This is a genomic window from Streptomyces phaeochromogenes (assembly GCF_001418655.1).
In the GTDB taxonomy this organism is placed as follows: domain Bacteria; phylum Actinomycetota; class Actinomycetes; order Streptomycetales; family Streptomycetaceae; genus Streptomyces; species Streptomyces phaeochromogenes.
Genome location: NZ_LIQZ01000142.1, coordinates 1 through 15,159 on the forward strand (window position 1 = coordinate 1; position 15,159 = coordinate 15,159).

Consider the following 15,159-nt stretch of genomic DNA (forward strand, 5'->3'; position numbering starts at 1 on the left):
GCCCCTGGGTGGGTTGGGCTTCGGGGTGGCCTCGACTGCCGGCCGCACCGGGCTGAGCGTGCGCAGTTCCCCGCGCCCCTGGGTGAGTTGGGGTTCAGGGTGGCCTCGACTGCCGGCCGCACCGGGCTGAGCGTGCGCGGTTCCTCGCGCCCCTTAGAGGCAAGGGGCACGTCTTCAGGGGCGCGGGGAACTGCGCGCTCAGCTATGACTCGCCCGCACGCGCATCACAACGCCGGGCCCAACCCACCCCAGGGGCGCGGGGAACTGCGCGCTCAACCACGACTCACCCGCACGCACATCACCACGCCAAGCCCAACCCACCCAAGGGGCGCGAGGAACCGCGCACCCAGCCACGACCCACCCGCAGCCAACACACCCCGCAAGCCCCACAACCAACGGCCGGCCCGCAGCGAAATCGCTGCGGGCCGGCCGGGTGCTGAGCGCTCAGACCGTCTCGGTCGGCTTCGGCGCCGAGCCGCCCCGTAGCGGGACCTCCTTGACGAACACGGCCGCGACGAGGGCGACGACCGCGACCACCGCGCCGAGGAGGAACGCCGAGTGCGTACCGGCGGACACCGCGTGCTGGTACGCCTCGCGCGCGGCGACCGGCAGCTTCGCGAGGCTGGCCGCGTCCAGTTGGGCGGACTGCTCGGTGACCTTGGAGCCCAGCGCCCCGGCCCGCTCGGCCATCACGTCCTGGACCCGGTTGTTGAAGAGCGCGCCCATGATGGCGACCCCGAAGGACGACCCGAGCGTACGGAACAGGGTGGTGGTGGAGGACGCGACGCCCATGTCCTTCATCTCGACGCTGTTCTGCGAGACCAGCATGGTGATCTGCATCAGACAGCCCATGCCCGCCCCGACCACGGCCATGTAGACCCCGGACGTCAGTCGCGACGTATCCGTGTCCATCAGCGACAGCAGGTACAGCCCGACGGCCATCAGCGCACTGCCCACGATCGGGAAGGCCTTGTAGTGCCCGGTGCTGGTGGTGACCCGCCCGGCGACCATCGAGGTGACGAGCATCGCGCCGAGCATCGGCAGCAGCAGCAACCCGGAGTTCGTCGCGGACGCGCCCTGCACGGACTGCTGGTAGAGCGGCAGGAACAGCACCGCGCCGAACATCACGAACCCGGCGATGAAGCCGATGACGGACATCAGCGAGAAGTTGCCGCTCCGGAAGATGTGCAGCGGCACGACCGGCGCGGCGGCCTTGGTCTGCCAGAACAAGAACCCGACGAGCGCCGCGACCCCGATCCCGATGAGCTCCATGATCATGGCGGAGCCCCAGGCGTACTCGCTCCCGCCCCAGGTGGTGACCAGCACGATCGAGGTGATGCCCACGGTGAGCAGTCCGGCCCCGAGGTAGTCGATCCGCGCCTGCGCCCGCTTCCTGGGCAGATGCAGCACGGCACTGATGGCGATCAGCGCGACGACACCGAGCGGCAGGTTGATGTAGAAGGACCAGCGCCAGCCCCAGTGGTCGGTGATGGTGCCGCCGACCAGCGGTCCGCCGATCATGGCGAGGGCCATCACGCCGGCCATCATGCCCTGATACTTGCCGCGTTCCCGCGGCGGAATCAGGTCGCCAATAATCGCCATGACGCCGACCATCAGACCGCCTGCGCCGAGTCCCTGGATCGCCCGGAACCCGATGAGCTGCCCCATGTCCTGGGCCATTCCGCTCAGCGCCGACCCGATCAGGAAGAGCACGATCGAGGTCATGAAGACGCCCTTGCGCCCGTACATGTCGCCGAGCTTGCCCCAGATCGGGGTGGAGGCGGCGGTCGCGAGCGTGTAGGCCGTGACGACCCACGACAGGTGTTCGAGCCCGCCCAGTTCCCCGACGATGGTCGGCATGGCAGTGCCGACGATCATGTTGTCGAGCATCGCGAGGAGCATCGCGATCATCAGCGCGAGCAGGACGACCCGTACGCTCCTGGGCTGCTTGCCCTCGACCTCGGCCGTCCCCTGTTCCGCTCCCGGTTCCGCCCCCGCTTCCGCCACTGCCTCGGCTGCGTCAGCCGCCTTGGTGTCCGCCACTGTCCCCACTCCCCTGGGTACTGCACTGCTACTTGCTTGCACTTACCTGCACTTACTTGCCGACCGGCAAGTTGACTACACTGGGGAAAAGTAGACCCGTAACTAGCCGGGCGTCAAGTAAGTTTTTCTTTACCTTACGGCGAGCACCTACGACACGTAGGGACGACAAGGACGAGGAGCAGCCACGATGGACGGCAGCAGGCAGCGGCGGCGCGGAGACACCCGTCAGCGCATCCAGGACGTGGCCATCGAACTCTTCGCCGAGCAGGGTTACGAGAAGACGTCACTGCGGGAGATCGCCGAACGGCTGGACGTCACCAAGGCGGCGCTCTACTACCACTTCAAGACCAAGGAAGACATCCTCATCAGCCTCTTCCAGGACCTGACGAGGCCGATGGACGAGCTGATCGAGTGGGGCAAGGGGCAGCCGCACACCCTCGACACCAAGCGGGAGCTGCTGCGCCGCTACAGCGAGGCGCTCACCAACGCCGCCCCCCTCTTCCGCTTCATGCAGGAGAACCAGGCGACGATCCGCGAGCTGAGCATCGGCGAGTCCTTCAAGGACCGCATGCTCGGGATGCTGGACATCATCAGGGAGCCGGACGCCGCGCTGACGGACCAGGTCCGGTGCGTGAGCGCGCTCTTCACGATGCACGCCGGGATGTTCGCCCTCAAGGACATGGAAGGCGACCCCGAGGACAAGCGGAAGGCCGTCCTGGAGGTCGCCATCGATCTGGTCACGCGGGCACACGCCGGCGCCACCGAGTCACTCTGAGCCCTGGGCCCCGAGCCCTGAGCGCCGGGCCCAGCCCGGGCTGGGCTCTTGAGCCTTGAGTCCCGAGCCCCCTAGGCCCCTAGGCCCCTAGGCCTCTTAGAGGCTCACGCCCTTCGAGCGCAGGAAGGCGACCGGGTCGACCGCCGAGCCATAGCCGGCCTTCGTGCGGATCTCGAAGTGCAGGTGCGGCCCGCTGGAGTTGCCGGTGTTGCCGGACAGGGCGATGCGCTGGCCGGTCTTCACTATCTGGCCGGGCTTCACGTCCACGCGGGACAGGTGCGCGTACTGCGAGTACGTACCGTTGCCGTGCTTGATCACGACGGCATTGCCGTACGCGGGTCCGTCACCGGCGCCGTTGCCACCGGCCTTCACCACGGTGCCGCCGTGCGCGGCGACGACCTGCGTGCCGGAGGCGACGGCGAAGTCCTGGCCGGAGTGGGTGGACGACCAGAGGTTGCCGGCCTGGGCGAACTTCGCGGAGAGCTTGTACTTCTTGACGGGGTCGACCCAGGAGGCGGCCTTCTTGGCCGCGACGGGCTTGGCGGCGGCCTTCTTGGCGGCCGTCTTGCTCTTGGCCTTCGTCTGGGCGGCGGCCTTGGCCTGCGCGGCGGCCTGCTGCTGCACCGAGACGGCGGCGGAACCCGGCAGCGCGACGGCGCTCGCCTTGGTGTCGGCGGCGACCGCGACCCCGGCTCCGAGCGCGGCCGAGGCGCCCAGGCCGAGAGCCATGGCGGCGGCCCGGACGCGGAGCTTGGGCGTGCCGGGAAGGTGGGACGTGATGCGCTGCGACATGGGGCTACCTCCGGGGGACGGACATCGAGGGACGGGCATCAACTCACCCGGCGCGCTGTCGGCACACCGGGCGAGGCATCCCTTGGTAACCCGCGCCCCCGCCATCCCACAAAGGCCCCATCTACGACCTCAAGTCGTACTTGACACCGAAACTTCCGACTCCTTGACAAGAGAAACGTCTGGGACGAAATCCTCCGCGTTTTCTACTAGAAGTCGCGTTTACGCCCACTTCAGGGCCGTCCACCCCGGCCCGAGAGCCAAAGGCCCGGGCCCGCGCCGCACGACCTCCGACCCCGTCACCACCCCAGGGTCAAAGGTCCTTTTTGCCCGTTTCCACTCCACCACTACTCGCCCTAGTACCGGACAAATCGCCTGTGCGTCATGTCACCGGAGGGCATGATCCAGGGGCCTGCGAATGTGGCGGGGGCTACACAAGGGCCCAGGTGGTTCGCCTACGCTCGGTGCATGGTCGACGCCGGAGTGCTCGGGGCCCGTATCGCGTCCAGCGCGGTCGCACCGCTCGTGAAGAAGCTCTTCGTGAAGGACCAGCCGGGGGCCGGGCTGGTGAGCAGTCCGGTACGGATATCGGCGCTGGTGTCGTTCGGGCGGGAGAAGCGGAGCGTCACGCCGAAGGACGTCGAGAAGGTCGCGGCGGAACTCGTCCGCAGGGCCCTGAAGACCGCCGGACCGGGGGAACAGCCGGTGACGGCCGAGGAGGCCACGGCGGTCACCCACGCCCTCGGCCATTCACTCGCCTCGCTCGGGACCCTCACGATCGAGGACTACGAGGCCGTCGACCTCGGACCCGAGGAGTTCGCGCGCACACTCCGTTCCCACGCGGCCGTCATCTCGTACGGACTCAGCGGTGACGGCGAGCTCTTCTACGAGCAGCTGCTGCACACGGCCGCGCTGCACATCCTGAACTTCTTCACCCAGCGCTCCACCTACATCGCCCGGCAGCAGACCGCGCAGAGCCGGCAGCTGGCCCGGCTGGTGCGGGCCGTGGACGTCCTGCTGGGGCGCCTGCCCTCGCAGTCCGCCGAGGACGCCGGGTTCGAGGCGCGGTACGCGGAGCACATCACCGGGCGGTACGGAACACTGACCATCTACGGCCTGGACACCGGGACGAGCGAGTGGTCGCTGGACACCGCGTACCTCAGCCTGGAGGCGACCCGGGAGCGCGACGGGCAGGACGGCGGACTCCAGATCCCCGCCGAGCAGGTCCTGGCGCAGCACGACCAGGTACTGCTGCGCGGGGTCGCGGGCTCCGGGAAGACGACCCTCGTCCAGTGGCTCGCGGTCACGACGGCGAGCCGTACGTACGACCACGGCCTGACGCACCTCATCGGGCGGGTGCCGTTCGTCCTGCCGATGCGCAGGATCGTGCGCCCGGGGACGGAGTTCCCCATCCCGGGGGACTTCCTGAAGGCCGTCGGCTGCCCGGTCGCCGGGGAGCAGCCGGTCGGCTGGGCGGAGCGGGTGCTCCGGGCCGGGCGGGGCGTGCTGCTGGTCGACGGGATAGACGAGATCGCCGGTGACCGCCGGGACGCGGCCCGGCGCTGGCTGCGCGAACTGACCCGGACCTTCCCGGGAAACCTGTGGCTCGTCACCTCCCGCCCGTCGGCCGTCCCCGAGCGATGGCTGGAGGCGGCGGCCTTCCACGAACTCACGCTGTCCCCGATGGCACGCGACGACGTCGCCACGTTCGTACGGCGCTGGCACCGCGCCGCCGGAGCGGACGAGGCCGAGGGGATGTCATTGCTCCAGGCCGTGCGCACCACGTCCGAACTGAACCGGCTGGCCACCAACCCGCTGATGTGCGGCATGCTCTGCGCACTCCACCGCGACCGGCGCGGCTTCCTCCCCCAGGACAGGAAGTCCCTGTACGAGGCCGCCCTGACCATGCTCCTCGAACGGCGGGACCGCGAAAGGGAGTTGGACCACCCCGACGGACTGCGCATCCCGTACGCGACACAGGTCCAGCTGCTGCAGAAGCTGGCGTGGTGGCTGATCCGCAACAGCCGTGCGGAGATGGACCGTTCGGACGCGCTGCACATCATCGGGCAGGCGGTCCCCGCGGTGAATCTCGACGGGACCGCCGAGGACGTCTACCGGTCGCTGCTGTTGCGGTCGGGGCTGCTGCGGGAGCCGGCGGAGGGGCGGGTGGACTTCCTCCACCGGACCTTCCAGGACTATCTGGGGTCCCGGCTGGCCGTGCAGGAGCTGGACTTCGATCTGTTGGTGAACCACTCGCAGGATGACAGTTGGGACGACGTCATCCTGCTGGCCGTCGCGCATGCCCGGCCGAAAGAGGCCGAGCAGATGCTGCGGCGGCTGGTGGTGCAGAACACCTCGCGCGGAAAACTGCTGGCCGCGGCGGGGCTTCAGTACGTGGCGGAGGTGGAGCCCTCGGTGCGGGAGCTTGTGGAAGAGGGGGTCGGGTCGCTGATCCCGCCGCACTCGATCACGGAGGCTGAGGCGTTGGGACAGGCCGGGGGCGATCTGCTGCTCGCTCTCCTGCCGGGTCCGGAGAACGTGGACGACCGGACGGCACACCATGTGGTTCAGGCAGCGAGCCATCTGGGCAACGAGGCCGCACTGCACTTCCTGACCCGATTCCGGAAACACCCGAGCCAGGAGGTCCAGACGACGCTGGCCGCATGCTGGCCGCGCTTCGACCGGGCCCTCTACGCGCGCGACATCCTCGCGCATCTGCCACAGCAGCGCCGGGTCACCGTACGCGGAGCCGAGGACCTCCGTACGCTCCGTACTCTCGGCGGCTGGGAGGACATACGGGTTCTCGGCCCCTACCGGGTCGAGGAGCTCACGGAACTCATCGTGCAGGAGCGGCTCGTCCGGCTCTTCCTGGAAGCACCCCACCCGGTCGACGGACTGGCGTGGCTCGCGGCCTTTCCCCGTCTCGAAAGGGTCCGTGTGGCAACCGAGGTGAGTCCCTACGTGGCCCAGCAGGTGCCGCTCCGGATCGAGCTCATCACCCCTCGATCCAGCCGAAGTTGACCTACCCTTGACCCCACAACAGCCCCACCCCACAGGGACCTCGATGCCCATGGAGCCCGTTGTCCGCATCCCCTCCCCCGACGCCGCACCCCTCGTACAACGGCTCTTGCGCACAGCGGAACCCCAGCTCTCGCCCGCGAACCCGGACGACGTGCACCGGATCGCCGCCGAGTTCATCCAGCTGGCCGCCGAGAAGCACACGACCCCCACGTCCGAACTGCCCGCCGTGGTCGACGTCCTGGCCCGCACGCTGCTCGCCGTCGGGGAACTCGACCTCACCGACGTGGACGCCGTACGACTGGGTCCGCAGGACTACGCGCGCCGGTTGCGCGGGGCCGTGCCGGGCGCGGACCGGGGGCTGTCGCCCGACGCCGCGTGGTTCCACGACGCGCTGCTCGTGAACGTGTGTCTGCACGTGCTGGACCACTTCATCGCGCGCTCGCCCCACATCCAGCAGCACATGCCGGAGCGCGCCAGCCGTATCCGTCAGCTCGTCGATCTCAACGACACCGAGGCGGCGGCCCGCAGGCCCGAACGCTCCCAGCAGGACGCGGACTTCGAGGCACGCTACGCCGAGGAGGTCGTACGCCAGCACGGTTGGCTGACCATCGTCGGCGTGGACTTCCCGAACGCGCCGGACCGCTGGCTGCTCGAGGACACGTATCTGAGCCTGGAGGCCGAGGAGAGCACCGGCGACGGGAACGGGGGCGGGCAGCGGACCGTACTGCTCGCGGACCGGGCGCTGGAGGGGCACGAGCGGGTGCTGCTGCGCGGGGTGGCGGGTTCCGGGAAGACGACCCTCGTCCAGTGGCTCGCCGTGGCGACCGCCCGTGAGGGTGCGCGGGTGCCGTTCGTCCTGCCCGTACGCCGGTTCGCCCGCGAGGGCTTTCCCGCTCCCGACGACTTCCTGCGGGCCATCCGCCACCCGCTCGCCGACCAGGCGCCGGAGGGCTGGGTCGTACGGACGCTGCTCGCGAGCCGTGCCCTGCTGCTGGTCGACGGGATCGACGAGGCCCCGGAGGCGACGCGCGGCGAGCTGCGCGACCAGCTCCGCCGTCTGCTGCGCGTGTTCTCCGGCAACGGCTGCCTGGTCACCTCGCGCCCCTCCGCCGTGGCGGACGGCTGGCTCGCGGAGGAGCGTCTGGCTGAGGAGGGCTTCGCGGAGCTGTCGCTCGCGCCGATGTCCCGGGACCAGGTCACCCGGTTCGTCCGGGACTGGCACTCCGCGGCGATGGGCGACGACAACTGCCGCGAGCAGCGCGACCGGGACGAGCTGAAGGAGTACGAGCAGCGGCTGCTCCACTCCGTACGGATCTACCGGGAGCTGCGCCAGCTCGCCACCAACCCCCTGATGTGCGGCCTCATATGCGCGCTCAACAGGGACCGCTCCGGCTCCCTCCCGCACGGCCGCAAGGAGTTGTACGAGGCCGCCCTGGAGATGCTCCTGCAACGGCGTGACCCCGAGCGGGACGTGCTGTACGCGGACGACGTGCGCCTTCAACAGGAGCCGCGGGAACGGCTGTTGCAGAAACTCGCGCACGCCATGCTGGAGGACGGCGTCTCGGAACTGCCGCGCAAACGGGCGGTCGCCATCCTGGAGAGCGCGCTGCCCGCGATCCCCACCGCACGCGCGGCGGGCGACGGGGAGAAGATCTTCGGCCATCTCCTGCACCGCACCGGACTGCTGCGCGAACAGGCGGGCCTCACGGTGGACTTCGTCCACCGCACCTTCCAGGACTATCTGGCCGCCAAGGAGATCGTGGCGCGCGGCCGGCTGCGCGACCTGGTCGACCACGCCCACCAGCCCGAGTGGGAGGAGGTCATCCGCATGGCCGCCGCCCACGCCCGCCCCGAGGAGTGCGGCGACTTCCTCGAACGGCTGCTGTCCGCCGCGCCCGCGCTGCGCAGACCCCAGGTCAACCACCGACGGCTGATGGCCGCGGCCTGCCTGGACCATGTCACCGAGCTCGACCCCTCGGTCCGGCGGCTCGTCCACGACCGTACGAAGAACCTCGTGCGCCCCACGAGCGAGCTGGGCGCCCGCAGTCTGGGCTGGGTGGGGCCCATCGTCCTGGAGCTGCTGCCCGACCCCGAGCAGGTGCCGAGCGACCAGCAGGCGCTGCTGCTCGCACTCACGGCGACCCGGGTCGAGGACGACGCCGCCATCGACTACCTGGCCCGCCTGCGGGGGCGCTCCTCACTCGCGGTGCGGACCGAACTCGCCCGGCCCTGGCGGCACTTCGACACCGAGCGGTACGCGCGCGAGATCATCGCCCACTTGGATCCCGACGGCGTGTACTTCCCGGTCTCCGACACCGCCGAACTCGCGGCCCTGCGTCACCTCGGCGGCCGTCCCCGCGTCCAGGTGGCCGGCGTCATCCCCGTCACCGACCTCATGGACGGCCTCGACCGCGACCGGCTCACCCATCTCTGGCTAAACGCCGAACCCACCGACCCTGACATGTCCTGGCTGTCCCTCTTCCCCAACCTCCAGGTCCTGCGCGTCAATCCACGCCTGCCGCGCGTACGGAACGTGCCGGAGGGGGTGACGATCACGGCGTAGCGCGCGGCCCGGTCAGGGACCTCCGTGCGGTGACCGTTCAGTGACACGCGGCGACAGAACGGTGACAAAAGAGGCCACAACCAACCCCCGGGTCGCCTGGTCTCATCTGGTGTGGGGCGGACGGCAGTTGACCAGCTGGACGCACCGCCCGACACGGATTCGCAGACTCACGGATTCACCACACTGGGGGAACAGAAATGAAGCTCGTCCGTCACGCAGCCGCCGTCGCCGTCATCGTCACCGGCGGTGCGCTCGCCCTCGCGGCGCCCGCCTCCGCGTCGGCCTCCTCGTCCGCGCCCACGGCGGCCAGGTCGGCGGCCGTCGCGGCCCCGTCGGAGGCCCCGGTCGCGAAGTACAACGGCGCCTGCGGTGCCGGTCACAAGGTGATCGACTCCGCCAACATGGAGAACCTCGGCACCACCTTCCTCACCTACAACAAGACGACCGGTGAGAACTGCGTGGTCACCGTCCGCACCAAGGCCGGGTCGCCGGTGAAGATGTTCGCCCGGCTCAGCTCGAAGACCGGCGGAACGGCCACGGACAGCGGCCAGTTCACGACGTACGCGGGGCCCGTCTACATCGAGGCCCCCGGCGAGTGCGTCACGTGGGAGGGCGGCATCACCACGTACTCCACGAAGGGGACCGGCCACTGCGGCTGATCCGCGACCGGGCATCCGGCTGACCGGCCCGGGCCAGGCGCAGGCCCAACAAGGAGCCGCACACTTCGGTGTGCGGCTCCTTCGTCGTGCCCGTGCCCGACCGGGAGGCGCGTCCCTGACCCGGAACCGCACCCCTGGCCGGCAACTCCCTAACCGCACAACGGCAGGGCCCCGAACACATGCCCACTCCAGAGCCCCCGCGACACCTCCTCCGGGTACGGGGCCACCGTCGGCTTCGCGTCGAAGAGCCGCACCGACCGCCGCTCGACGTCGTACGCGGGCCACCCCGGGCCCTCCCCCGCCGCGAACCCCGTCCAGGAGGCGCGGACCAGCCGCGACAACTCCTCGGCCTCGGCGGGCGGTTCCTCCCCGAGGAGCAGCGCGGGCAGGCCCTCGCCGAGGTTCCCGAACACCAGCGGTACGTCGAGCCCGTGGCAGGCGCCCAGCATCCCGCCCATGCCCGGCGCCTCCCAGACCAGCTCGTAGACGTGCGCGCGACCGCCGCCCGCGATCTGTGCCTCGGCCAGATGGAGTGACGGCATGCGGAACACCCAGTCGGACTGGACGAGTTCGTAGAGCTCCTCGGCGCTCGCGGCCGGGAACGCGGCCCGGTAGGCGTCACCGCCCGCCGCCCCGCCCGCGGCACCACCCGGTCCGAACGTCCGGAGCGCGACGGCGGCCTGCTCCTCCGTCACCTCGCCGGTCAGTCCGCGGAGCAGCATCATGAGCCGGAACTCGTCACGGGTGTGGCCGACCACGAGTTCGACGTCCCGTCCCGCGCCGGAGGCGAGCGCCTCCCAGGGTGCGGCCGGCAGCACGTCGCCGTCGACGACGGGCGCGACCGGGATCAGCGCGTGGGCCGTCGGCCCCCACCGATCCGCGAACGCCCCGCCCTTCGCGCCGACCGCGTCCGCCACCGCGGGCAGCCGTCGCGGCGCCACCGCCCTCATCTCCTCCACCGTCGGGCGCACGCCCAGCTCCGCGGCGAACTCCCGGGCGATGTCGGCGGCGAGCTCGGGGGAGAAGAACGGACCGGGCACGCTCTGTGCGACGGCCCGGCCGAAGAGCCCGGCCGCGCGCGGCATGGTGAGCAGCGCGGCGACCGAACCCGCGCCCGCCGACTGGCCGACGATCGTGACGCGGCCCGGATCGCCGCCGAAGGCGCGGATGTTGTCCCGCACCCACTCCAGCGCGGCGACCTGGTCGAGCAGGCCCCGGTTGGCGGGCGCTCCCTCGATGTGCGCGAACCCCTCGATGCCGACCCGGTAGTTGAGCGTCACCACGACGACGGCGCCCTCCCGCGCCAGCCGTCCGCCGTCGTACTCGGGCAGGCCCGACATCCCGATGACGTACGCCCCGCCATGCATCCACACGATCACCGGCAGCCCCGCGCCGGGGTCCGGGTCGGGCGTCCAGACGTTCAGGGTCAGCCAGTCCCCCTCGTCCACCGCGTCGCCGGACACCAGCGCGTCCATGCCGAACGCGGCGGACTGCGGAGGCGGTGTCCCGTACGCGACCGTCTTCCGTACGCCGTCCCAGCTCCGCACGGGCATCGGCGCCCCGAACCGCAGTGCTCCGACGGGCGGTTCGGCGAACGGGATCCCCTTGAACACCGCCGATCCCGACGCCTCTCCGGCACCCCGCACCACACCTGCCGTCGTACGGACCTCGGGTTCGTCGGCACCCATCACGGCTCCCTCTGCAGACAGTTCGGTCATCGCGGATCATCCCGTCGAACCGGACGCCAGGGCCACCGGTTTTCCCGCCCCAAGATCCACAGACAGGGCGGACCCCGACCACTAGGCTGGTTCGGCCGCGCCCCAAAGGGGCGCGGGGCCGTGACATGTGCGGCTCCGCCGCGGGGCGCAATCAGCCACGACCGACCCGCAGCCGAAGCGCGAGGCCTCCGGCGGAGCGCCCACGCCAACCACCCACCATGCCCTCGGGGGAGCGCCATGGAACCAGCGACCGTCGGAGTCCGACTGGCGTCCAGCGTGGCCACACCGCTGATCAAGAAGCTCTTCACGCCGGAGGGGCCGGGCGCGGGGCTGGTCGACAAGCCCGTACGCATCTCGTCCCGCGTCTCCTTCAAGGGCGAGCAGCGCACGCTCGGCGAGAAGGACGTCACCCGGCTCGCCTCCGAGCTGGTCAGCCGGGCCCTGAAGGACGCCGACGAACGCCCCATCGCCCCCGACGAGGCACAACCCGTCGTCCACGCACTGGCCGACACCCTGCGCGCCCTCGGCGACATCACCATGACCGACGCCCAGGCGGTGGCGCTCGGCCACTCGGGCCTCGCGCTCCATCTCCGCCATGCCGCCGGGAGCCCCGACCGGGACCTCGACTTCGACGCGACCCTCTTCTACGAGCGGCTGCTCGACACGGCCTGTCTGCACATCCTGCACTTCTTCACCCAGCGCTCGACGTTCGTCGCCCGAACCCTCGTCGAGCAGATCCGCCGCCAGTCCGAACTCATCGCCAAGGTCGACGAGTTGATCGCCCGCACCCCGCGTCCCGGCGATGGGGACGGTGCGTTCGAACGGCGGTATCTCGCGTACGCGGCGACCAAGCACAGCCAACTCACCATCTACGGCATCGACCTGGCCAACACCCCGGACCGCTGGCCCCTGGACGCCGCCTACCTCACCCTCCAGGCCCTGCGCCCCGCCACGAGCGACGAGGACGGCCGGTACATCGCCTCACCCGGCACCCCGCTGCCCGCCGACGAGGCGCTGGCCGAGCAGGATCTGGTGCTGCTGCGGGGCGTGGCCGGCTCGGGCAAGACGACGTTGGTGCAGTGGCTGGCCGTGACAGCGGCGCGGGGCGAGCGAGGGGACCGCATCCCGTTCGTCCTGCCGCTGCGGACTCTCGTACGCCGTCCCGACGGACTGCCGGCGCCTGCCGGTTTCCTCGCCGCCGTCCGCGTCCCGTTCCACGACGCCGCCCCGGACGCCTGGCCGGACCGGGTGCTCACGGCGGGCCGCGGTCTGCTGCTCGTCGACGGCATCGACGAGATCCCGGAGTCCGACCGCGAGCGCACCCGCCGCTGGCTGCGCGACCTGATCGACGCCTACCCGGGCAACCAGTGGCTGGTCACCTCCCGCCCCTCGGCCGTACGCGAGGACTGGCTCACCGCGGACGGCTTCACCGAGCTGGCGCTCTCACCGATGAGCCGCGAGGACGTCACCGCGTTCGTCGAGCGCTGGCACAGGGCGGCCCGGATCGGCGCCCCGGACACGGAACGGCTCACCGCGTACGAGACATCGCTCCTCGACGCCGTTCGCACCAAGCCCGACCTCGGCCGCCTCGCCACCAACCCCCTGATGTGCGGCCTCATCTGCGCCCTGCACCGCGACCGGCGCGGCTATCTCCCGCACGGACGGCAGGAGTTGTACGACGCCGCCCTCTCCATGCTCCTCTCGCGGCGCGACCAGGAGCGGGACATGCTCCCGCACGACGACATCCGGCTCACGGAACTCCCGCAGATCCAGCTGCTCCAGCGCCTGGCCTACTGGCTGATCCGCAACAACCAGGCGGAGATGGACCGCGAGCGCGCCGAGCGGCTCATCGCCGACGCGCTGCCGTCCCTGCCCGCCGCCGCGAGCCAGGGCGACGCGACCGCGATCCACCGCCATCTCCTCGTACGCAGCGGACTGCTGCGCGAACCCACCCTGGGAACCGTGGAGTTCGTGCACCGCACCTTCCAGGACTACCTGGGCGCGAAGGCGGCGGTGGAGGACGGCGACTTCGGGCTCCTCGTCCGCAACGCCGCCGACTCCCAGTGGTCCGACGTGATCCGGATGGCCGTCGCCCACGCCCGTCCGCGCGAACGGGCCGGGTTCCTCCGCGACCTGCTCGCCGCCGCCTCCGACGAACGCACCGACCCCGCCGCGAGCACCCGTATCCGCCTCCTCGCCCTGGCCGGCCTGGAACACGCCACGGAGCTCGACCCGCAGGTCCGGGCCGACGTGGAGGAACAGGCGGCGACGCTGATTCCGCCGCGCACGGTGGAAGAGGCCAAGGATCTGGCCTCGGTCGGCCCGCTCGTCCTGGAACTGCTGCCGGGACCGGAGGGCCTGTCCGACGCGGAGGCGAGGGCAGTTGTCGTCACCGCGTCCCTCGTCGGCACGGACGCGGCCCTCCCGGTCCTGGCCCGCTTCCGCCGCCACCCCTCGCTGCCGGTGCGCGCCCAACTCACCTGGTCCTGGCGCCGGTTCGACTCCGACCGGTACGCCACCGAGGTCATCGCCCATCTCCCCGAGGACGATCTGTACTTCACAGCACACTCGGCGGCACATCTGCGTACGTTGCGCTCACTCGGCGGTCGGCGGCTGCTGCATCTCGTCGGAGACATCGCCGAGTCGGAACTGCGGGCCGGTCTCGTACCGGACACCACGCGCAAGCTCGTCATGCTGGACAACAACGCGCTGAGCGATCTGGACTGCCTTTCGTCGCTCCACGGGCTCGAGTATCTGGACATCAGCGGCAGTCCGCATGTCGAGAACCTCACGCCCTTGGCCGGACTTCCATTGAAATGGCTGTCGCTGAACCATATGCAGGGCCTCGAAAAGCCGGATGTGCTGGCACCGCTCTCGGGCTCTGCGACCCTGCGCGAGTTCGACACCGGCGTCGCGCTTCAGGGTGATTCTCTCGACACCACCCTCCCCCAGGGCCCAGCCCTGACGTATCTGCGATTCACCAAGAACGCTCTCGAGTTCACCGGACTGCGCGGCTTGCACCATATGCGCTCGGTGAAGACGCTGAGTCTGGCCGGGCTCTCCCAGCGGCTCTCCCCCGAGGACTACGAAGAGGTGGAACGGCTCCCCGCGTTGGAGGATTTGCGCCTCAACTGGGATGCGGTCCCCTGGAGCGGAGGACCCGTACTGCCGCACATTAAGTACCTCCGGCTCAATAAATTCACCGGATTCGAAGATCTCTCGGCCGTACGGACTCTGTTTCCCGGGTTGCGGTCGGTCACATTCGTCCTCGCTCCGGAGACGACCGAGGTGCCCGAGCAGGTCCTCGACCTCTTCGCGGGCAGGCACACCGTCGTGAAGACGCACGCAATCCTCTAGCTCCGGGGTCTGTCCCAACCCCACCTGGGCACCCTACAGTTACCGGCGAGTAATCCCTTCGCTTCCCTGTGGCCCCACACGCACATGAGCATGCACCACGACCCACGTCCGCAGCGCTCCGACGCGAGAGGAACCCCCCATCCCATGACAGGAAGAAGCTGGCAGCGCCTCATAGGCCTGACCGCCGCCGCCACCGCCGTCACCGCGGCCCTGGCGATCCCTGCCACCGCCGCG

At 70.4% G+C, this 15,159-nt stretch carries 8 protein-coding genes; 5 read left to right on the plus strand and 3 right to left on the minus strand.

What is annotated here, in order from left to right; all coding sequences use genetic code 11:
* Positions 1-444: 444 nt before the first annotated feature.
* Positions 445-2,007, minus strand: a complete 1,563-nt coding sequence (locus AOK17_RS19595; RefSeq protein ID WP_055613813.1) for an MDR family MFS transporter — start codon at positions 2,005-2,007, stop codon at positions 445-447.
* Positions 2,008-2,230: 223 nt separating this feature from the next.
* Here AOK17_RS19595 and AOK17_RS19600 point away from each other — a divergent pair, with 223 nt between their 5' ends.
* On the plus strand, positions 2,231-2,818 hold the full coding sequence (locus AOK17_RS19600; RefSeq protein WP_055613806.1) for a TetR/AcrR family transcriptional regulator: 588 nt from the start codon (positions 2,231-2,233) through the stop codon (positions 2,816-2,818).
* 96 nt (positions 2,819-2,914) lie between these two features.
* On the opposite strand, the gene AOK17_RS19605 is transcribed toward AOK17_RS19600, so the two are convergent.
* Complete coding sequence (locus AOK17_RS19605) at positions 2,915-3,610, minus strand: M23 family metallopeptidase (protein WP_055613807.1); 696 nt, start codon at positions 3,608-3,610, stop codon at positions 2,915-2,917.
* 465 nt (positions 3,611-4,075) lie between these two features.
* Between AOK17_RS19605 and AOK17_RS19610 the strand changes: the two genes are divergently transcribed.
* The 3 genes from AOK17_RS19610 (at position 4,076) to AOK17_RS19620 (ending at position 9,850) form a co-directional block, all read left to right on the plus strand.
* A complete protein-coding gene (locus AOK17_RS19610; protein ID WP_055613808.1) occupies positions 4,076-6,628 on the plus strand; it encodes an NACHT domain-containing protein in 2,553 nt (850 codons plus the stop codon).
* A 49-nt stretch (positions 6,629-6,677) separates the two neighbouring features.
* On the plus strand, positions 6,678-9,191 hold the full coding sequence (locus tag AOK17_RS19615) for an NACHT domain-containing protein (protein WP_055613809.1): 2,514 nt from the start codon (positions 6,678-6,680) through the stop codon (positions 9,189-9,191).
* A 197-nt stretch (positions 9,192-9,388) separates the two neighbouring features.
* Positions 9,389-9,850 carry a hypothetical protein gene (locus AOK17_RS19620; RefSeq protein ID WP_055613810.1) on the plus strand — a complete coding sequence of 154 codons (462 nt, stop codon included), beginning with the start codon at positions 9,389-9,391 and terminating at the stop codon, positions 9,848-9,850.
* Positions 9,851-9,999: 149 nt separating this feature from the next.
* Here AOK17_RS19620 and AOK17_RS19625 read toward each other — a convergent pair whose 3' ends face one another.
* Positions 10,000-11,538 carry a carboxylesterase/lipase family protein gene (locus tag AOK17_RS19625; protein ID WP_107102447.1) on the minus strand — a complete coding sequence of 513 codons (1,539 nt, stop codon included), beginning with the start codon at positions 11,536-11,538 and terminating at the stop codon, positions 10,000-10,002.
* Positions 11,539-11,805: 267 nt separating this feature from the next.
* On the opposite strand from AOK17_RS19625, the gene AOK17_RS19630 reads away from it, so the two are divergent.
* On the plus strand, positions 11,806-14,925 hold the full coding sequence (locus AOK17_RS19630; RefSeq protein WP_055613812.1) for an NACHT domain-containing protein: 3,120 nt from the start codon (positions 11,806-11,808) through the stop codon (positions 14,923-14,925).
* Positions 14,926-15,159: the final 234 nt, after the last annotated feature.